This window comes from Nocardia sp. alder85J, from assembly GCF_020176955.2.
GTDB lineage: Bacteria > Actinomycetota > Actinomycetes > Mycobacteriales > Mycobacteriaceae > Nocardia.
The window spans coordinates 1,360,017-1,378,227 of the sequence record NZ_JAIUCZ020000001.1 but is presented as its reverse complement, the minus strand read 5'-3'; the positions used below and the strand labels follow the sequence as shown (position 1 = coordinate 1,378,227).

At 70.0% G+C, this 18,211-nt stretch carries 18 protein-coding genes; 3 read left to right on the top strand and 15 right to left on the bottom strand.

Going from position 1 to position 18,211, the window contains the following annotated elements; all coding sequences use genetic code 11:
- Positions 1–24 precede the first annotated feature (24 nt).
- Positions 25–1,290: a hypothetical protein gene (locus tag LBW94_RS06495; protein ID WP_225060200.1), complete on the bottom strand. Its 1,266-nt coding sequence runs from the start codon at positions 1,288–1,290 to the stop codon at positions 25–27.
- 165 nt (positions 1,291–1,455) lie between these two features.
- Between LBW94_RS06495 and LBW94_RS06490 the strand changes: the two genes are divergently transcribed.
- The 3 genes from LBW94_RS06490 (at position 1,456) to LBW94_RS06480 (ending at position 4,370) form a co-directional block, all read left to right on the top strand.
- Entirely contained in the window at positions 1,456–1,725 is a 270-nt protein-coding gene (locus LBW94_RS06490) for a hypothetical protein (protein WP_225060201.1), read from the top strand.
- A gap of 210 nt (positions 1,726–1,935) precedes the next feature.
- Positions 1,936–2,778 carry a hypothetical protein gene (locus tag LBW94_RS06485; protein WP_266270050.1) on the top strand — a complete coding sequence of 281 codons (843 nt, stop codon included), beginning with the start codon at positions 1,936–1,938 and terminating at the stop codon, positions 2,776–2,778.
- Between the two features lie 275 nt (positions 2,779–3,053).
- On the top strand, positions 3,054–4,370 hold the full coding sequence (locus LBW94_RS06480) for an Hsp70 family protein (protein ID WP_225060203.1): 1,317 nt from the start codon (positions 3,054–3,056) through the stop codon (positions 4,368–4,370).
- Between the two features lie 222 nt (positions 4,371–4,592).
- Here LBW94_RS06480 and LBW94_RS06475 read toward each other — a convergent pair whose 3' ends face one another.
- From LBW94_RS06475 to LBW94_RS06410, 14 genes are all read right to left on the bottom strand, one after another.
- Complete coding sequence (locus tag LBW94_RS06475) at positions 4,593–5,423, bottom strand: hypothetical protein (RefSeq protein WP_225060204.1); 831 nt, start codon at positions 5,421–5,423, stop codon at positions 4,593–4,595.
- A gap of 236 nt (positions 5,424–5,659) precedes the next feature.
- Positions 5,660–6,412 (bottom strand): DUF4232 domain-containing protein, encoded by a 753-nt coding sequence (locus LBW94_RS06470; RefSeq protein ID WP_225060205.1) that lies wholly within the window; start codon positions 6,410–6,412, stop codon positions 5,660–5,662.
- A gap of 271 nt (positions 6,413–6,683) precedes the next feature.
- Complete coding sequence (locus tag LBW94_RS06465; protein ID WP_225060206.1) at positions 6,684–7,106, bottom strand: carboxymuconolactone decarboxylase family protein; 423 nt, start codon at positions 7,104–7,106, stop codon at positions 6,684–6,686.
- Positions 7,103–7,534, bottom strand: a complete 432-nt coding sequence (locus LBW94_RS06460; protein ID WP_225060207.1) for a MerR family transcriptional regulator — start codon at positions 7,532–7,534, stop codon at positions 7,103–7,105. The genes LBW94_RS06465 and LBW94_RS06460 overlap by 4 nt, the downstream gene beginning before the upstream one ends.
- Before the next feature lie 34 nt (positions 7,535–7,568).
- Entirely contained in the window at positions 7,569–8,609 is a 1,041-nt protein-coding gene (locus tag LBW94_RS06455) for a zinc-dependent alcohol dehydrogenase (protein ID WP_225060208.1), read from the bottom strand.
- Between the two features lie 139 nt (positions 8,610–8,748).
- Positions 8,749–9,297 (bottom strand): DUF3291 domain-containing protein, encoded by a 549-nt coding sequence (locus LBW94_RS06450; protein WP_225060209.1) that lies wholly within the window; start codon positions 9,295–9,297, stop codon positions 8,749–8,751.
- Positions 9,294–10,232, bottom strand: coding sequence for a hypothetical protein (locus LBW94_RS06445; protein WP_225060210.1), 939 nt, complete (start codon positions 10,230–10,232; stop codon positions 9,294–9,296). Before LBW94_RS06445 ends, LBW94_RS06450 begins: the two co-directional genes overlap by 4 nt.
- Before the next feature lie 3 nt (positions 10,233–10,235).
- Entirely contained in the window at positions 10,236–11,783 is a 1,548-nt protein-coding gene (locus tag LBW94_RS06440) for a class I tRNA ligase family protein (RefSeq protein ID WP_225060211.1), read from the bottom strand.
- Positions 11,784–11,818: 35 nt separating this feature from the next.
- On the bottom strand, positions 11,819–12,409 hold the full coding sequence (locus LBW94_RS06435) for a serine O-acetyltransferase (protein WP_225060212.1): 591 nt from the start codon (positions 12,407–12,409) through the stop codon (positions 11,819–11,821).
- A complete protein-coding gene (locus tag LBW94_RS06430; protein WP_225060213.1) occupies positions 12,381–13,553 on the bottom strand; it encodes an NAD(P)/FAD-dependent oxidoreductase in 1,173 nt (390 codons plus the stop codon). Before LBW94_RS06430 ends, LBW94_RS06435 begins: the two co-directional genes overlap by 29 nt.
- Positions 13,550–13,915, bottom strand: a complete 366-nt coding sequence (locus tag LBW94_RS06425; protein ID WP_225060214.1) for a cupin domain-containing protein — start codon at positions 13,913–13,915, stop codon at positions 13,550–13,552. Before LBW94_RS06425 ends, LBW94_RS06430 begins: the two co-directional genes overlap by 4 nt.
- Before the next feature lie 21 nt (positions 13,916–13,936).
- Positions 13,937–15,271 (bottom strand): SidA/IucD/PvdA family monooxygenase, encoded by a 1,335-nt coding sequence (locus LBW94_RS06420; protein ID WP_225060215.1) that lies wholly within the window; start codon positions 15,269–15,271, stop codon positions 13,937–13,939.
- Complete coding sequence (locus tag LBW94_RS06415; RefSeq protein ID WP_225060216.1) at positions 15,268–16,659, bottom strand: aspartate aminotransferase family protein; 1,392 nt, start codon at positions 16,657–16,659, stop codon at positions 15,268–15,270. Before LBW94_RS06415 ends, LBW94_RS06420 begins: the two co-directional genes overlap by 4 nt.
- Before the next feature lie 38 nt (positions 16,660–16,697).
- Positions 16,698–18,005 carry a SidA/IucD/PvdA family monooxygenase gene (locus LBW94_RS06410; protein ID WP_225060217.1) on the bottom strand — a complete coding sequence of 436 codons (1,308 nt, stop codon included), beginning with the start codon at positions 18,003–18,005 and terminating at the stop codon, positions 16,698–16,700.
- Positions 18,006–18,211: the final 206 nt, after the last annotated feature.

The following is an 18,211-nucleotide window of genomic DNA, read 5'->3' as shown; positions in this document are numbered from 1 at the left end:
ATTCCGGCGGGATCGCGGCGATGGTCAGTGCTGCAACAAGGTCGAGCTGTCGTGGCCGGTATCGGTCGTGGTGTGGGTGGTGGCCGACGAGTCGGTCCCAGAGGTCAGCCCGCTGGACAGGCTGCCCGAGTGTGAATCGGTCAGGCTGCCGCTGCTGTGATCGGCTGTGCTGCTCGTGCCCGCGGTCACATCGGTATGCGTGGCGGTGGTCGCGGTCCCGGCATCGGTCGCCGCGGTGCTGTCGGTGTGAGTGGCCGTATTCGCGGTCGTGCCGGACGAATTCGCACTCGTGCCGGACGCGGACGTACCGGTGCCGGACGAGGATGCGCTGCCACCCGAAGTATCGGCGGCGGTCGTGGATCCGGTAGCCGCCGTCCCGGTCGTACTCGTGGTCGTACTCGCCTGCAAGGCAGACACATCCGCACCGGTGTGCGTGCCGACCGTGCTACCGGTGGTGCTGCTGCCACCGAGATCGGCCTGCGGGGCCGCGCTCGAGGTGCCGGCGGTGTGCGAGGTGTCGGTGGAATTGGATGTGCCCGTGGTGGTGTCGGCGCTTGCGGCTGTGCTCGCCGCGGTGGTGCCGCCGGTGCTCCAGGTCGTACCGGTCCCGTGCGAGGTGTCGGTCGCGGTCGATCCGGCGTTGCCGGTTGTGGTCGAGTGCGACGTGTCGGCGGCGGTGCTCGCCGCGGTACCGGTGGTCGCCGCGTGCGACGTGTCGGTAGCGGTGGAACCGGCTGTGGCGCCGGTGGAACCGGAGGTGGCCGACGCGGTGCCGGTGCTTCCCGCGGTCGTGCCGGTCGAGTGCGACGTGTCGATGGCGGTGGAACCGGCTGTGGCGCTGAGGGAACCGGGCGTGGCCGATGCTGCGCCGGTACTTCCGGCCGAGGTACCGATGGTCGCCGAATGCGAGGCGTCGGCGGCCGAGGTCCCGGCCGACTGCGCCTCGGCGCTCGCGGCCGTCCCGGTGGTCGCCTGCGAAACCGTGGTCGCCAGTGAGGCATCCGCGGCGCTGACGGTGGTCGAGGCGGAAACCGGAGTGACCGTCACCGGCTGCGCGGCAGCCACGGCGGTGGCATCGGTCGCCGCGACCGTCGTCGCGGCATGGGAGACGTTGGCCGTGGTCGACTGGCCCAGCGAGGCCGAGGTGCCGACCGAGCCCACCGAGGTCGTCGAGGACAGCCCCGACGTCGACTGCCAGGTGTGTACCTGCGTGCTGGTGTCGGCGGCGGAACCCTGCGCAGTGGAACCCTGTGTCGCGGAACGGATGTCACTGGACTGCGAACCGGTCACCGACCGCGCCTCGGTACCCTGCGAGGCCGCCGGACGGGACTCGCCGTTCGCGGCCCGGACATCCGCCGACCCGCTCGAACGATGCTCGTCCCGCGCGGATCCGGCCCGGCTGTCCCCTTGCGCCGCAGCGTGTCCCACGTTCGCCCCGCGGTCACCGCCCGACTCGTGCCGATCACCACCACCGTTCTGCCCTTGCGCATGCCCCGCAGCGCCACCCCGCTGCTGCGCATGCCCCGCAGCGCCGGCCTGCTGCTGTGCGTGCCCTGTGCCGCCGTTCTGCTGCGAATGTCCGGTGTCGCCGTTCTGCTGCTGAGAGTGTCCGGTTTCGCCGCGCTGCTGCTGCGTGTGTCCCACGCCGCTGTGCTGTTGCTGAGCGTGCCCGGCGTCGCCGTTCCGCTGCTGAGCATGTCCTGCGTCGCTGTGCTGTCGCTGTGAACGTCCGGCATCACCGTTGCGGCTGTTGCCGCTCGGGTCGTGTCGGCCGTCGTGGCTCCCACTCGAACCTGTGCGGTCGCCGCCACCGACGTGATCACCGCGGTCACTGTTGCCGTGGGTGTCCCGGCCGATGCCGGTCAGACCGGTCTGATGGGTCCGATCACCATCGTGCCCACGGTCTTCACCGCGCGAATTCTGCTGTCCCCCGGCATGATCGGTGGCACCGGACCGTCCACCGTGCGTTCCGTCGCGGCCGTCCTGACGATTCGAGCCGTCTGCGCTGCCTCCACGGTCACCGTCGTGCGGACCGCGCGCATCTCGCCCGCGGGAATCGCCCTGCTGGTTCGACCGCCCACCGCTGCCGTCCTGGTGGCCGCGACCCAAATCCGCGCGGGTGTCGCGGCCATTGTCGCGGGTCCCGTGGTCGTCGTGGCCACGGGAGTCGCCCGATCGGCCGCCACGGTCGTCGTTGCGGGCACCCCGATAGTCACCGCTGCGGGAGTGACCGCCCTGCTCGTCATGGGTGTTGCCCGACCGGCTGCCGCGGTCGTGGCCACGGGTGTCGCCTCCACGGGAGCGGCCGTCTTGCTGATCGTGGGTGTCGTTGTAGTGCGTGCCGCGGTTCTGGTCGCCCCGAGAATGGCCGCTCTGCTGGTTGCGGTCGTCGCCTGCCCAGCCGTTGCGGTCGGTGCCGTGATTGTCGCCGTTGCGCGAATGGTCGTTCTGCTGATTGTGGTTGTCGCCGGATCGGCCGTCGTGGTCGGTGCCGGGGAAAGCGATGTTGTTTCCGTGGAGTTCGTCGCGATGGTCGAAGTCGGTGCCGTGGTCGGAGGGGAAGGCAGTCTGGTGGGGATCGGTATGGGGGGAATTGTGGTTGCCGAAGTTCCAGGGGGAACGGCCGGTTCCGCTGCGGTAGGCGTCCGCGCCGGTGAGGCCGCCGAAATCGGCGTGGGGTGGGGTGTGCACCCGGCCGTCGGGGCGGGCTGCCGTGTGGTGGTCGCCGCCGATCCGATTCGATCCCTCGGGGGCGGGTGCCTGGGTGTCGGTCGGTGAACCTGGCTGGTCGAGCGCGACTTCTGCCCCGAATTCGGTGGCGGTGGCCATGGTGGATCTCCTTCTCCGGAAATTCGGCGTGAGTGCTCTTTCCGGTGAAGGTAGTGATGCGGTCTGGTTGCTCGGTTCGAGTCGGCTCGAGATTGGTGGTGGGCCGAATTCGCGCTCCCAGCGAATGCCCAGCATTTTCCCCGGGGACCACGCAGCGGGCCCGATTAGCGTCGCAGGGCATGCCACCTCGGACGGCGAGGGGCGCGGCGGAAAGGATCGCGAACATGGGTCGAGCAGTCGGCATCGGGGTCGGATCGGACGCGTTCATGGTGTGCGTATCCGGTGGTGAGTGGAAGCGGGTCCCGGCGGTGCTGCACCTCGCCGACGGTGCGCCGCCGGTGCTGGGCCGGGCCGCCCTGGCCGCCGAGCAGGCCGGGCGTGGCGCCGTGTTCCGGGATTTCACCGAGCGGGTGGGCGATCCCGTACCGCTGTTCGCCGGTGATCACCCGTACACCGGGGCCGAACTACTGGCGACGGCGATCGGGTGCCTGGCCGGGGCCGGGGACGAGGTGATGCTCGCGCATCCCGCCTGCTGGAGCGATCACGCTTCGCAGCAGTTGCGCAATGCGTTGGCGCGGCTGGCATTTCCGGTCACGCTGGTTGACGAGGCGGAGGCAACGCTGATCGCTGCCGCCGAAGGGCCGGCGGTGTCCGGGCCGGGCGCCGTCGTGTTGTGCGATGTGGGCGCGCGCTACACCGATCTGTCGGTGCTCACGCCGGACAGCACGGGCCGGATGCGGCTACGGCACACCGAGCGTTCCGCCGAATTCAGCGGTGATCTGGTGGATTCGCTACTGCTGCAACACCTTTTGTCGGCCGTGGCGGAGACCGAGCCGGGCTTCGATCCCGCGGCCATCGCGGATGTCCGTGCGATAGAGCTGCTGCGCAACCGGATTCGGGTGGCGAAGGAGCAACTGTCCGCCTGCCCCGCCGTCACCGTCGACGTGGAATTGCCCGGGATCCGGTACGCGCACCGGCTGGTGCGCGCGGAACTGGAAGCGCTGGTGGAGGATTCGATGCGACCGGTGGTGGATCGGGTCGCCGCCCGCGTCGAGGAGGCCGAGCGAGTGCAGGCCGCCCGCGGTGCCGAGCGCTCGGCCGAACCGCGGCCCAGGGTCCTGCTGTCCGGCGGTGGATCGGCGCTGCCACTGCTGACCGAACAGCTGTCGGCGGAGATCACGGCACCCGTTGTCGTACTGCGTGATCCGGCCACCACCGCGGTGCGCGGCGCGGCCGCCCTGGCCGCCCGCCGGATCGCGACCCGGCCTCCCGCGGCCGCGCACCGGGTGATCCCGCCGTCGCCCGAATCCGTCCGTCGTCCGCGTCCCACCCCGGACGCCCGTTCCAAGGCATCCCGCCCCCAGCCCGCCCCGGCCCCTCCCCGGTTCAACTCCCGCCGCCGCGCCGGCTGGCTGGTGGGTGCGGTGGCGGCGATCGGCGTGATCGCCGCCGGTGGCGTCGTCGCCGCCGAGGCCGTGCACGCACCGGCCCACTCCCAGACCGCACCCGCCGTGACGGTGTCCCAGCACGGCCACCACTGACAGCTCCCACCGGGCTCCACGCTTCCCGGCCGACACCGTGGTTAGCGCCGGTCATCATGCCGGGTCTGCTTCGAACCGCCGATCACGTGCTCGGCATGATGCGGCTGCCGAATGTGGTGGTGAGCATTGTTCCGTCGACGGCGAGTACGAGGTGCCGACCAGGGTTCGGATGGTCCGAATCCCGGTGGCCGGCTCCGGCAGTCCGGTCCTGGGCGGCGACGATCACTTGCTGTGACCGTGCCGGGAACCGGTCGGCATACCGTCCGCCGCAGCGGCGCCGGTGCCTTGGACATCGGCCTTAGTCACGGCCAGCCAGGTGACCGTGGCGAGGATGAGTAGCCCGAGGATCGCGATCACCGGGCCGTCGCCGAGTCCGACGCCGCCGGTGTGGCGGGGTTTGGCCAGCCAGTCCGCGACGGACGCGCCGAGGGGGCGGGTGAGGACGTAGGCGGTCCAGAAGGTCGCGGTCGGATTCCACCAGCGGCGGCCGATCGCCGGGATCGCGATCAGGACGGCGAACAGCAGGACCGAGGCGGCGTAACCCAGGTGCAGGGTGTAGGCGGTGAGGTCGCCGAGTGCGGTGCCCATCGCGAAGGTGGCGGCCACTGCCGCCCAGTAGAACAGTTCGCGGCGGGTGGTGTCGACCTCGTGGATCGACAGGGTGCCCTCCAGCCGGTACCAGACCACGAACACCGTGGTCAGCAGGCCCGCGTACACCACCGTTGTCACCGGATACGGGACGCCGAGCGCCACATGCATGACGTCGGCGGCCATCGTGCCGAACACGCCGACCATCACCACCGTCGTCCAATAAAGCCATGCGACGTAGCGACCGGCCCGCAGTTGCCATGCCAGCGCGGCCAGGAAGGCGACGAATCCGAGGCCGACGGCGATCGGCGGGTCGATCGTGGTGACGAGGAAGTCCGAGCCGGATTCGCCCAGCGCGGTCGACAGCGCCTTGGCGATCCAGAACGCCACGATGATCTTCGGTACGCGCAGCGCTCCGGGGCGGGTGAACGCCGCCGACAGCGAACCAGCGTGCTTGGTACTCAACGAATTACCTTCAGCAGAGGGGGAGGTTACCGGCGCGGTGCGCCGACCCGGAGTCTGCCCGAGTCGCGCTGAGAGGACGCTGAGAAGCGCTGTGCGCGGCCGGATGCCGCCCGCGGCGGGGCGGCATCCGGCCACCCGGGGCTACCCGGGAATCTCGGCCCGCGACGCCTCGCCGACTTCCGTTGCAGTTGGTGTCGTCGTAGGACAGGTGGAAGGCGCGCCGCGCATCGAACCCGTCAGCTCGATGGGACACCGATCGGCAGCAGGGCCGGATGCAGGTGGGTGGCCCCGAACAGGTCGTCGACGATGTAGCGCGGCCAGGGCCAGCCGAGGGTCACCGAACCGGTCTCGCCGGGCGGGGTGACGAGGAGGTGGGCGGGCACGAAGGTCGCGGATGTGGCCCGGTCCGGATCGGCCGGGGTGCGCACATAGATGTTCACGATCGTGTCCGTCACGGTCTGCTGCGGCAGCAACGTCTCGAGGATCGCGGGCTTGTACGTCGTCGTCGGCAGATGGACGTCCTCCGGTCCGCTGTCGGCCTGGCCGATCATCTCGATGTCCGGAAAACCGAGGAGGGTGCACGGATGCGCCGAGATGTTCTGGAACGCGACCTGTTGCTCGGTTCCCGGCAGCGGAGATGTGCTGCCCGCCAGGCTGATTCGCAGATCGGCGGTGTGGCAGGAGGTGACGGCGGTGGCGGGCGCGGGCGGGGCTGCCTGCGAGGCGGACGGGGCGGGCGCGGGCGCGGCGATCGTCGTGGTGACCGCCGGCGCCGCCGTCGTGGGGGCCCGGGTGGTCCGGTCGCCTCCGATCAGGATCGCGGCGATCACCAGGACGACGACCACCGCGACGCCGATGATGATCGCCCACCCCAGTTTCGGTCCGGGCGGGTGATGAACGGTGGTCTGGAATGTGATCGGCCCGCTGTTGTCGCCCGCGACGTTCAGCTGCCGTGCATGATCTTCGGCGTGCGGTCGGAAGTCGGACATCAGCAGGTGATGTGTCCGCGACCGGCATCGGGGGTCTCGATCCCCGCCTTCCCGGCGACCCGTGCGGGGACGATCACCGTCACCGGATCCATACGAATTCTCCCCCTGGTCGGCTGCCTCGAATCCCCGGCACGCCGAAGCATACTCGCCGCCGCGCCCGTCCGTCGGAGACCGGACGTCTGCACGGCCTCGCCGGCGGGTGGGCTGTTCGCTATGGTCCCGATCGCCGTCCTCGCCCTGATCCGGCTGTACGCAGCCGAAACCGTGAAGGTCACGAGTCCGTGGCGGCCACCGGCAACAGCCCACGGTCGGTGAAGACCTTCTTCGCGACGAAGGTGGCGTTCAGGGCTTTGGGCATCCCGCAGTACACCGCCGAATGCAGGAGCGCCTCGACGATCTGCTCCTGCCGCAGGCCGACATTGAGCGCGGCGTTGATGTGCACCTCGAGTTGCGGTTCGCAGCCGCCGAGCGCGGTGAGCATGCCCAGGGTCACCAGTTGGCGGTCGCGCGGGGCGAGGTCGGGGCGGCTGTAGATGTCGCCGAAACCCCAGGCCACCACCTGACGGCCCAGCTCGGGGGAGATGTCGGCGAGCGCGTCGATGACCCGGCGGCCGCCGTCGCCGTCCACCCGGTCGAGCACCGCCATGCCGCGGTCGAAGCGCTCGTTCTCGTATTCCGTTGCGGTCGTGCTCATTTCCCGTTCTCCCCTCCCGGTTGCCGGATCAGCATCCGGACGTAATCGTCGATCTTCCGGTCCAGCGCGGTGGCGTTGCGGCGCAGGTCGCGGATGCGTTGTTCCAGATCGTCGCGGTGCTCGCGCAGCATCGCCAGTCGCTGCGCGATCGTGGGATCGCCGCCGGCGCGCAGCACCGCGAACCGCTGCATGTCGGCGATCGACATGCCGGTTTCGCGCAGCCGCAGCAGGAAATCCAGCCAATCCAGGTCGGCCACCCGATAGCGGCGCTGATTGCCGGACGTGCGGCCGACGGGCTCGATCAGACCGGCCTTCTCGTAGTACCGCAGGGTATCGATCGACAGTCCGGTCCGTTCCGCGACCTGTGCGATGCCCAAACTCGGCTCTTCGCCTCGTGGCGGTGCGTTTTCGCTGGTTCCGGTGCTCATGGGATCGACTGTAGGAGCTGGAGCGCGCTCCAGGTCAAGCCCTACGAGCACCGGCGCGGGTCGTGTGCGCGATCAGCACCTTGACATCGCTGCTGGCGCCGCTGTGCAGTTCGTGGATCTTCGCGTCCGCGGCGTCGAGCCCGACGACGGAGGTGATCAGGGCGTCGACGTCGATCCGGCCGGTGGCCAGGGCTCGCAGCGACTCGCCGAAGTCGCGGGTGCTGTAGGCGGTGGAGCCGATGATGTGGAGTTCGTTGATCGTCAGGCCGAGCAGCGGGATCTCGGCGGGGACGGTGGGCAGTCCGACGATCACCAGGCGACCGGCGTAACCGAGCAGCCCGACGGCCTGTGCGGGGACGCTGGAGTGCCCGCTGCAATCGATGACGGCGTGCGCCGGGCCGGGCAGGGTGGCCAGCGCCTCGGCGGCGGTGTCCGGGGTCGCCACGGTGACCCCGAATCCCGCTGCCACCGTGCGCCGTTCGGGATTCGGTTCGACGACCAGGACGTGCTCGATGCCGCGGGCGTGCAGCGCCGCGGCGGTGAGCAGCCCGATCGGGCCCGCGCCGAAGACGACGACGGTGTCACCGGGGCCGACGGCGGCGTGCGAGACCCCGCGCATCGCGACGGCCAGGGGTTCGGTGAGCGCGGCGTCGCGCAGGCTCAGGCCGTCGGGGATCCGGTGCAGCATCCGGGCCGGGACGGTGACCGAATCGGCCAGCCCGCCGGGGCGTCCGAGGCCGGGACCGGCCATCAGGCCGATGAGGCAGATGGCGTTGTCGTCGCCGCCGAGGCAGGCGCGGCACTGCCCGCACGGTGCGATCGGGAGCACCACGACCCGGTCGCCGGCCGACCAGTCGATGACGTCGTCGGCGACGGCGTCGATGATGCCGGAGAATTCGTGGCCGAGGATGTGCCCGACGGTCGGTTCGGGCGGATCGAAGAACAGGTGGACGTCCGAGCCGCACAGCCCGCAGTAGGCGACCTCGATCCGCACCTCGCCGGGGCCGGGGACGGGCCGGTCGGTGCTGGTGATCGCCAGTGTGCGCGCGGCGTCGATGACGGCGGCTCGGGTCATTGTGGGATGTCCTTTCGTCGTGCCCCATCCGGTGCGAGTTCGAGTCGGCGAGCCGGACGAGTTGCACGGCGAACCCGCGCTACGGACCTTACCCCGGTGCCGAGCCGATCGAGTCGGCCACTGCGGCAGGGGAATCCGGTCAGGGCCGGCAGATGGAGCCGTCGGAGTGGAAGGCGGTGCGCAGGGTGAAGGTGTTCGGGGTGGGGCCTTCGGTGTGTAGTTGTTCCAGGCGGGCCACGGCGTCGGACCAGGTCGGGATGCGGTCGGACGGGATCCACCAGGCGGCGTGGTTGGGGGTGCGGGTGGTCGGGTCGGACCAGTCGGTGCGGCGTTTCAGGGCGTCCCGGTGGAGGCCGGAGTATACGTAGTTCCGGACGGTGGTGATGTCGCGCCAGATGCTCAGGGTGGAGGATCTGCGATCGCGGCCCGGCGCGACGGGTTCGGTGTAGAAGACCGGGACGGCGAACCTGCCCCAGGGGCCCCAGTTCCGGTCGAAGTTGGTGGCAGTGGCCGGAAGGGGTTCGGATTCTTCGGATCTCGCTCGGTCCACGAAACCGTCGGCGGTGTCGGCAGTTTCGAACACCGCGGGTTCGGCGTCCTCGAAATCTCGTACCTCGGGATGTCCGTAGGCCTGCTTCAGGACGAAGAACGTCGTGAATGCGAGCCGGTGACCTGGGGTCGCGGTCACGGGGCATCGGTCCTCTCGGTGGTGGTCGACGGGTGGGGAGCGAAGTGCGGCACCGATGTTCTCATCACCACGGGGGTGTACAGGCAGGCGGTGGCCACGGCCGGAAAGGTCAGCGGGAGCAGTGCGGCCCATGGCGCGGCTGCGGCGAGGAGCAGGGCGGCGACGGTGTAACCTGCTGCGGCGGTGAGGATTGCGCAGCGGACGTACCGGGTCACCCCGAGCAGGTTCGCCAGGGTCCGGAGGTTGCGGCCGGCGTAGCCCGCGAGGATGACGGATACCGTTGTCGCCGTGTATGTCTCGGCATCGTGCGAGGTTGCCGGGAGGTGCGCCCAGATCACGGCCACGGTGACCGCCAAGGTGGTGCCGACGGCGAGCAGGGTGCGCCGGCCGGTGGCGGTGGTGGCGGCCAGGCGTTCCCATCCGACGATGGTCAGCGAGACCGGGAGACATGCGTAGAGCACCAGCAGCGGGCGGCGGGTTGCGGGATCGGTTGCGCCGAGCACGGTTTCGGTGATCGACAGGCGGGTGGCGACGACGATCGCCAGCGCGGCCACGAACAAGGTGGTGACGACCGCGGCGGGGAATTCGACCGTGGCGAAGACCGCCAGGGCCAGGAAGACGATCGCGGCTCGCAGCGGTGGCGGTGCGTGGGCCTGCGTCAGCATCAGTGCGGGAACCGCGGTGAGCGCCCAGGTGCCACCGGCGATCCCGAAGACGTACAGGCCGGTGCGGACGGCGGGCCGCCACGGCTCGGTGCCGGGACGGCGCGCGAAGCCCGTGGCGACGGCGATCGTGGTCGCGATGTAGAGCACGGTGAACACCGTGCGTTCCGGCCACGGCAGTCCCGGCGCCCAGAGTCCGGCGAGAATCGTGCCGGACCCGAGCACCGAGACCACGATCGTCCGCACCGGGGGCCCGGAGGAGGCGCTGGTCATGGCTCAGACGGTGAGCGTGCGCGCCGGGTCGGACCGGCTCGCGGTGGTCTGTGCCGTCGCGGGCCGCACGAGCGCGTCCAGGTCGATCGCGGGGGTCCGGCCCAGCTGGACCAGCTGATGGGTGGTCCAATAGGGCGACAGCGGCTGGAATGCCCGCAGCAGGGCGTCGAAGGCCGCCGCGCGGGCCTCGGGGGCACTCGCCTCGAGCCGGCGCAGCAGGGTGTCGTCGTCGATCACGTGTTCGGCGAGCACCGTCGCGGCGGCCCTGGCGCTGAAGGTGTGCGGCAGGTAGGCGGCCTCGCATTGTTTGACGACGGCCTCGATCTGCGGGGGTGTGCCGGTGGTGGCGGCGGTGGGAGTGCCGGTGGCGGTGGCGATCCGGAACAGTTCCCGGATCGCGTGCCGGTACCGGGTCGCGAAATCCTGGTACGCGGCTTCACCGAACGAGCTCGTCTCGGTCTCCGGTCCGGTCAGAGCCATGTAGAAGCGCAGGATGTCCGACGACGTGGTGGGCAGGTAGTCCGCTCCCCAGATGGCGTGGCCGCGGCTGGTGGAGAACTTGAGCCCGTCCAGCTGGTAGAACTCGTTGCTCAGATAGTTCAGGCGCACCGGCCATTTCGACCACAGCGCGATGGCGTTCCACAGGATCACGTGGGAGAAGGAGCAGTCGAAGCCGAAGGCCTCGACCACGTCGATGTTCTCGTCGAGCCACGGGCTGGCCGTGTCGAATCGGCGCCGGCGGCGGTTGTCGAGATCGGCGGCGTTGACGTATCCGAAGACGCCGCCGAACCAGGTGTCGAGGAAATGGCCCTCCCAGCCCGGAATCGGCACGGGCACACCGTAATCGCCGATCCGGCTGATCGGCACCGGGGCCAGCGGCCGGGACAGTTGCTCGTGCAGGTAGTGCAGGGTGCGGGGGCGCGGGGTCACCGCGGTGAGCACCTCGCGCAACTGTGGCCGCAGTTTCTCGATGTCGAGGATCAGCCGGCGGTGCCGCGCGGTGGTGATATCGGTTCCGCCGCAGCGGGTGCAGTGCGGATCGCGCAGCCCGGTCGGCAGCTGCGGGGTGCCGCACTGCTCGCAGTAGACGCCGTCGGAGGGAGCGGAACAGAACGGGCAGGCGCCGCGGATCTCGCATTCGTACAGATGCCGCGCGCACGTCGTGCAGTGGAACACCACGGCGTCGGGATCGACGGCGATGTGCCCGGCCGCCCACAGCGTGGCGAAACCCTCGTGGATGCGGCGGTCGTGCGACGGGTCGCGCAGCGGCCGCACCAGGGTGGCCGGACGCATGTTCGCCTGGGTGAGGGTGGTCTCGATGCGGTCGCCGAGAACGGCGGCGGCGGTGTAGGGGTCGGTGGACAGTTCCCGTGCGCGCCGCACCACGTACGAGGAATGCTCGTCGATGTAGCCGACGTGGCTGACGGTGTGACCACCGAGAGTCAGTGCGCGAGCGGCGATGTCGGCGGTCAGGAACGGTCCGGCGAGATGTCCGAGATGGAGATCGCCGTTGGGGTTCGGCGGGGCGGCCGTGACGATGAAATTCGACATGGGAAAACTCCGAGCTCGTTCTGGAGGGTGCTCGTTCAGCGGGTGCTCAGGATGTGCGACGCCCCGGCCGATTCCGCGGCATCGCGATGCCGGGCCGACCAGACGCTGCCGGCCCGGACGTGGGTGTTGTCGGGCACATCGGCGAGCACCACGGCGTGCGCGCCGACGATGACGTGCGCGCCGACGGTGATCGCGCCCAGTACCGAGGAGCCCACGCAGAGGACGGTGTGCGCGCCGATCGTGGGGTGGCGGACCGCGAATCCCTTGTCCTTCCACCATCCGATCGAGCCGAGGGTGACATGGTGGTAGAGCATCGCGTCGTGCTCGATGGTGGCTGTCTCGCCGATCACGACCCCGAGGGCGTGATCGATGAAGACGGTCGGGTCGATGCGGGCGGCGGGATGGACGTCGAGGCCGGTGACGATCCGGGCCAGCGTCGCGAGCAGGCGGGCCAGCGCGCGGTGCCCGTGGCTGTGCAGCCGGTGGGCGAGTTGATGGGCGACCGCGGCCTGCACGCCGGGATGCGCGAGGGCCTCGAGCGCGGTGCCGGTGGCCGGGTCTTTCGCGTACGCGGAGCGGAGGATCTGCCTGATCGTGTCAGAGATACGAGAACGCTCGGATGTCATGGGTTTCGTCCTGATCGGGTCGGTCGTCGGATTTCCGGCGCGGGAAGGCGTAGCCGGACAGGATCGAGGGACGTTCGCCGGTGCGCAGCCACTGCGCGGTCAGGCGGCCGATCTCGGGGGCGATCTTCGCGCCGCCGCCGGAGAATCCGGTGCACACGAACAGTCGCGGTTCGAGTTCTTCGATGATCGGCCGGCCGTCGACGGTGGTGGCATCGATGCCGACCATGGTGTCCGCGACCGGGATCTCCGTGGTGGCCGGCAGCCGGGCGGCCGCGGCGGCGCGGATCGCGCCGGATTCGGCCGCGGTCAGGCTGCCGAGCGAATCATGCGGTGCGACACGGCCGTTCGCGCCGATATAGGTGGTGTCGGCGCGCGAGATGGCATAGCCGCCGGTGATGTCGTCGATGAACGACAGCTCCCGCGGGATACCGGCGCCGGTGACGGCCAGTTCCACCACACCCATCCGGGCCGGGCCGATCGGCAGTTCGTGGCCGCGGGTGCGCAGCAGATCCGCGGTGTGCGGGCCGCCCGCGAGCACCACGGCGGCGCTGGTGTACGACGCGCCGTCGGCGGTGGTCACGAGCCAGCGCCGCCCGGCCGCCGGGGCCAGCGAGACCACCGTCTCGGTCGCCAGCGCGCCGCCGTGGGTGACCAGGCCGCGCTGGAACGCCGCGACCACCGCCCGCACGTCCACCGATCCGGAGGCGGCTTCGAACAGTCCGAGATCGTCTGCCCGCCAGGTGATCTCGGGCCAACGGCGGGACAGTTGCGCATGGTCCAGCAGCTGCGCGGGGTAGTCCAGCGAGTGCAGCAGCGCGACGCGGTCGAGGATCGCCTGCCGCCGACCGCGGTCGGTGATGAACACGAATCCGGCGGCGGTGTATCCGAGGCCGCCCTCCGAAGCGAGATCCATGCGGCGGTAGGCCCGCGACGACTCGACGGTCAGCACCGTCTCGGTGGTCGCGGTGTGCACCGCCCGGACGATTCCGCCGGAATTGGCGCTGGCCGCGCTCCTGCGGTGCCCGGGTTCGGCGCTGTCGAACGCGATGGTCGGGATGTGCTGCACCTGGAGGTGGTGGGCGATGCCGGCGCCGATCACACCGGCGCCGACCACCGCCACGGCGAACGGGCCCGCGCCGGTCACGACGGCAGGGCCGGGTCGTGGACGTGCTGGTCGTCGGTCCACCAGACGGCCAGGAAGAGGAGGTCGCCGGGACCGGTGTTGGTGAGCGAATGGTGCACCCCGGGTGTCATGATCGCGGTGGTGCCGGGCCGGGCCTCGACCCGTTCGGCGCCGTGCGTGAAATATCCGGTGCCTTCGACGACGAAGTACATCTCCTTCTCGTCGTGCGCGTGCGGGGTGGTGGTCTCCCCGGGCCGGACCTTCACCCACGAACCGCCCCAATTGATTTCGCGCAGATCGTGCCACGGGAACAGGCGCCGGGACAGGGTGTTGAAGCTGTGCTCCTCGGCCCAGGGTTCGTTGTCGAGATCGAAAACCAGCATTGTTCGGTCTGCTTTCTGCTGTCAGGCGGGTGCGGTGGCGGTGGGCAGCGATCGGGTGGCGGCGACCAGCGATTCGGCGAGGTCGCCGGAGCGGACGGCGAGCAGGCTGAACGAGGCCGCGCTGCCGATGCCCTGCTGCCGCTCGGCGACCCCGTGCAGGTAGACGCCGGATTCGTGGCCGGGGTCGGCGGAGCGGATCTGCCCGGCCGGGTCGACGACGGGTTCGCCGTACACGTCGAGGGCGAAGCCGTCCGCGATCGGGATGAGCACCTCGGGAATCGTCGGCTGGAGGTAGCCGGTGCACAGGATCACCGCGTCGACCCCGATCCGGTCCCGGTGCCCGCCGGTGTGCCGATCGGTGATGTCGACGGTGATCGTGGCGCTGCCGGCGTCGATGATCCGGGCGGCGCTGCGGATGTGCAGGTGCAGCCGCTGCTCCCCCAGCACCCGGCCGCGGTACCAGTCGTTGTAGAGCGCGGTGGACACGTCCGGGTCGACGGCGGCGTAATTGGTCCGGGCCTGGCCGGCGTAGACCGCCGCGCGCACCTCGGCGGGATAGGCGGCGAACGCGGCCCGCTCCTGCGGCCAGTAGGCGCGATTCACGAAGTGCCCCAGGTCGTACATGCTGAAGCCGTTGTTGCGGACGATCGAATGCACGGTGGCGCCGGGGAATCGGCTGCGCAGATCGAGGATGATCTCGCCGGCGGTCTGGGCCGCGCCGACGACGGCGATCGAGCGCGGCCGATCCAGGCCGGCGACGCGGCTCAGGTAGTGCTCGGAGTGGAAGATCCGCCGATCGCCGACCTCGAATTCCGGTGGGATGTGCGGGGTGTACCCGGTGGCGACGACCACGGCCGGGGTGCGGATCGCGTGCGCGCGGCCGGTGGCCTCGTCGTGGTATTCGACGCGATACACCGGCGGCGTCCCGTTGGCCGCGGTGTCGCGGTGGACGGCCCGGACCGCGGCGCCGTACTGCTTGTGGCCGTCGGCCCGATCGGCGACCCAGCGGCAGTAGTCGTCCCACTCCACCCGCTCGGGAGATCCACTGCGCTGGGTGAATTCGTAGAAACGCTGCTGTGCGTGCAGATAGTTGACGAAACCGAAGCGGGTGTGCGGATCGCGCGGGGTGCCGAAATCCCGGAGGTAGTGGTGCTGGATGTCGGTGCCCGCCAGCATCAGTTCCGGTTGCCACCCGGCCTCGGGCCGCCGCTCCAGATACACCGCCCGCGCCGCCAGCCCGGCCGCCTCGGGTTCCCGGTGCGGCTGGTAGCTCAGGTCGGTGAGCGCGGCCGCGAGACCGATTCCGGCAGGGCCGTATCCGATGCACACCACCGGTGCGGACGTCTGCGCGGTCATCGCACCGCTCCCGCCGTCATGACGTCGTCGACCGCGGCCGCGATGACCGCGCAGGCCTCGGCGAACAGGTCGAGGTCGATGTTCAGCGGCGGCAGCAGCCGCAGCACGCTGTCGTTGCGGCCGCCGACCTCGGTGACGATCCCGCGGCGCACACACAGTTCCTGCACCGCGCGGGCGAGCGCGCCGCCGGTGTCGCGGCGGCCGGAGTCCGCGACGAACTCGATCCCCCACATCGCGCCGATCCCGCGCACGTCGTACACGTGCGGTGAGCGTTCCGGCAGCGGGCCCAGGGTGTCGCGGACGGTCCGCTCGATCGCCGCGACGTGGCCGAGGACGTCGTCCCGATCGAGGATGTCCAGGAAGGCGCTGCCGGTGGCGAAGGCGAGCTGATTGCCGCGGAAGGTGCCGGTGTGCGTGCCGGGCCCCCAGACGTCGTGCTCACTGCGGTAGAGCAGCACCGAGATCGGCGTCCCGATCCCGGACAGGGCCTTGGACAGGCACACCACGTCCGGGCGGATGCCGTGCCGCTCGTAGGCGAAGAAGGTGCCCGTCCGGCCGCACCCAGTCTGGATCTCGTCGACGATCAGCAGTGCGCCGAGCCGGTGCGCCAGATTCGCCACGGTCGCGAGGAAGACCGGATCGCCGAGGACCACACCGCCCTCACCCTGCACGATCTCCAGGATGACGGCCGCCGGCGCCGGGATGCCACCGTTGGGATCGGTCAGCAGGCTCTCGATGAGGGTGGTGTGGTACCGGTGGTCGCCGGGTCGCTGGTCGGGGTGATTGCGGCTGTCGCTGTAGGGCAGGAAGTGCACGCCGTCACCGATCCCGGCGATGCCCGCGCGCTGCGCCAGCAGCCCGGTCAGGCCCATGGTCAGGTGGGTGGTGCCGTGGAAGCCGCCCTGGAAGCTGATCACGCCGTGCCGGCCGGTGGCGATGCGCGCCAGCTTGATCGCCGCGTCCACGGCGTTGGCTCCGGTGGGGCCGCAGAAGTGGACCTTCCAGTTACCGGTGCCGGCGTCGTAGCCGGGGATCCGGGCGAGCAGTTTGCCGGTGAACTCGGCCTTGACGGGTGTGGGCATGTCGAGCCCGTGCACGAACAGTTCCAGTTGCCGCTGCGCGATCGTCACCAGTTCGGGGTGCGAATGTCCCAGTGCCAGCACGCCGGCGCCGGACAGCAGGTCGACGTAGTGGTTCCCGTCGACATCGGTGATGATCGAGCCGCGCGCCGAGGCGATCCCGAACGGCAGCCGGCGGGGATAGGTCCGGGCGTTGGACTCCTGCCGTTCCTGATCGGCCAGCAGCCGCGCGGACCGTGGTCCGGGCAGCGTGCGGGCAGCGAACAGCTCGAGGTCGTTGTGATGCGAGGCATCGAGAATGGTGGTCATGAGGTCTCCGCTCGTCTGTGCTTGTCGTGTCCGCGGTGTCAGGCGGTGACGGTGAGGGGGGTCCGGTCGCGGGTTTCGATGATCGAGCGCGCGATCACCTCGGCCCGCAGGCTCAACAGGCTGAAGGAGCCGGAATCGCCGATGCCGTGCGTGCTCTCGCACAATCCGTTGAGGTAGATCGGCGCCGTTCCCGCGACCGGGTGGACGCTGTAATCGCGTTCGACGACGAGGTCGCCCTCGGCGTCGGTGCGCAACTGCCGGTGGACGTGTTCCAGCAGCGGGTGGTGATGTTCGTTGTCCGGGTTGCTGCCCATGTCGCGGAACCCGGTCGCGAGGACGATCCGGTCGAAGACGAGTTCGTCGTGCTCGCCGGTGGTGGCGTTGCGCGTGGCCAGGACCACGGTGTCGTCGGAAGGTGTTGTGGCGTCCAGGATTTCGGTGTCACCGTAGATCCGGGTGCGGACCCGGCCGCCGAGTTTGTCCTCGTACAGCTCCACGTAGAGGCGTTCGAGGACGTCCAGGTCGGCGGCGGAGTAGTTCGTCGGCCGGGTGAACCGGTCCAGCCGGCGGCGCGCGGCCTTCGACGAGCCGTGATAGTAGTCGGTGAACCCGGGCGTGTAGACCTCTTCGCTGAAGGGGCTGTGGTCCTTGGCGCGCAGTGACCACGAGCGGGTCAGGATGTCGACCACGGCCGACGGGAAGCGGCGGCGGATGTCCAGGGCGAGTTCGACGGCCGACTGGCTGCCGCCGACGATGCCGATGCGGCCGTCGGTGCGCGGGTCGAAGGTGCGTACCGCCGGGAGGTAGTCGGTCAGGTGCACCACCCGCCGCCGCGAGTCGAGTAGCCCGGCGAATTGGCCGGGGATCAGCGGACTGCGGCCGGGACCGAGTGAAATCTGTTGTGCGAGAATAACTTCCCTGGCACTGGTGGTGACCTGGTACAGGTCCGACGCCGGGTCGAAGCCGAGGTGGACCACCGACACCCCGTAGTCGGCGCGGGTGGTCAGGTTGCGGCGGACCCAGGACACGTAGTCCGCGTACTCGGTGCGCAGCGGGAACGGGGTCGGGAGGTTGAGATGTTCGATCAGGCGCCGGTTCTCGTGCAGGTAGTTGATGAACGAGTACCGGCTGCGCGGGTTGCGCAGGGAGACCAGGTCTCGCACCGGGTGGTGTTGGATGTCGGAGCCGGTGAGCAGCATGTTCTCCTGCCACTGCGGCACCGGCGACTTCTCCAGGAACACCGCGCGCAGGTTCGCGTCGGCCTCCTCCTCGAGCGCGATGGCCAGCGCGACGTTGGCCGGGCCGAAGCCTATGCCGATCAGATCGTAAACCTTGGAATTGGTCATCGAATTTCCTCGACTGCCGTTGTTCGTTCTTCGACGCTGTCCGGTCGTATCGGATTCTCCGGGTCGGATCCGGGGCCGCCGCCGGCCCTCGATGTCAGCTCACCGCATTGCGGCGAGGGTCTCGACGATATCGATCTCGGATGCACTTCCGGATGTCTCTGCTCAGCCTGATTCGAAATATTATTCCGGATAGCCGAGTGGAAGCT

Coding starts and splice junctions, on each gene's coding strand:
- LBW94_RS06415 (WP_225060216.1), bottom strand. CDS start 16,659: ATGACCACCATTCTCGATGCCTCGCATCACAACGACCTCGAGCTGTTC.
- LBW94_RS06485 (WP_266270050.1), top strand. CDS start 1,936: ATGATCGGTGGCACCGGACCGTCCACCGTGCGTTCCGTCGCGGCCGTC.
- LBW94_RS06440 (WP_225060211.1), bottom strand. CDS start 11,783: ATGTCGAATTTCATCGTCACGGCCGCCCCGCCGAACCCCAACGGCGAT.
- LBW94_RS06420 (WP_225060215.1), bottom strand. CDS start 15,271: ATGACCGCGCAGACGTCCGCACCGGTGGTGTGCATCGGATACGGCCCT.
- LBW94_RS06425 (WP_225060214.1), bottom strand. CDS start 13,915: ATGCTGGTTTTCGATCTCGACAACGAACCCTGGGCCGAGGAGCACAGC.
- LBW94_RS06460 (WP_225060207.1), bottom strand. CDS start 7,534: ATGAGCACCGGAACCAGCGAAAACGCACCGCCACGAGGCGAAGAGCCG.
- LBW94_RS06435 (WP_225060212.1), bottom strand. CDS start 12,409: ATGACATCCGAGCGTTCTCGTATCTCTGACACGATCAGGCAGATCCTC.
- LBW94_RS06470 (WP_225060205.1), bottom strand. CDS start 6,412: ATGTCCGACTTCCGACCGCACGCCGAAGATCATGCACGGCAGCTGAAC.
- LBW94_RS06465 (WP_225060206.1), bottom strand. CDS start 7,106: ATGAGCACGACCGCAACGGAATACGAGAACGAGCGCTTCGACCGCGGC.
- LBW94_RS06445 (WP_225060210.1), bottom strand. CDS start 10,232: ATGACCAGCGCCTCCTCCGGGCCCCCGGTGCGGACGATCGTGGTCTCG.
- LBW94_RS06455 (WP_225060208.1), bottom strand. CDS start 8,609: ATGACCCGAGCCGCCGTCATCGACGCCGCGCGCACACTGGCGATCACC.
- LBW94_RS06480 (WP_225060203.1), top strand. CDS start 3,054: ATGGGTCGAGCAGTCGGCATCGGGGTCGGATCGGACGCGTTCATGGTG.
- LBW94_RS06410 (WP_225060217.1), bottom strand. CDS start 18,005: ATGACCAATTCCAAGGTTTACGATCTGATCGGCATAGGCTTCGGCCCG.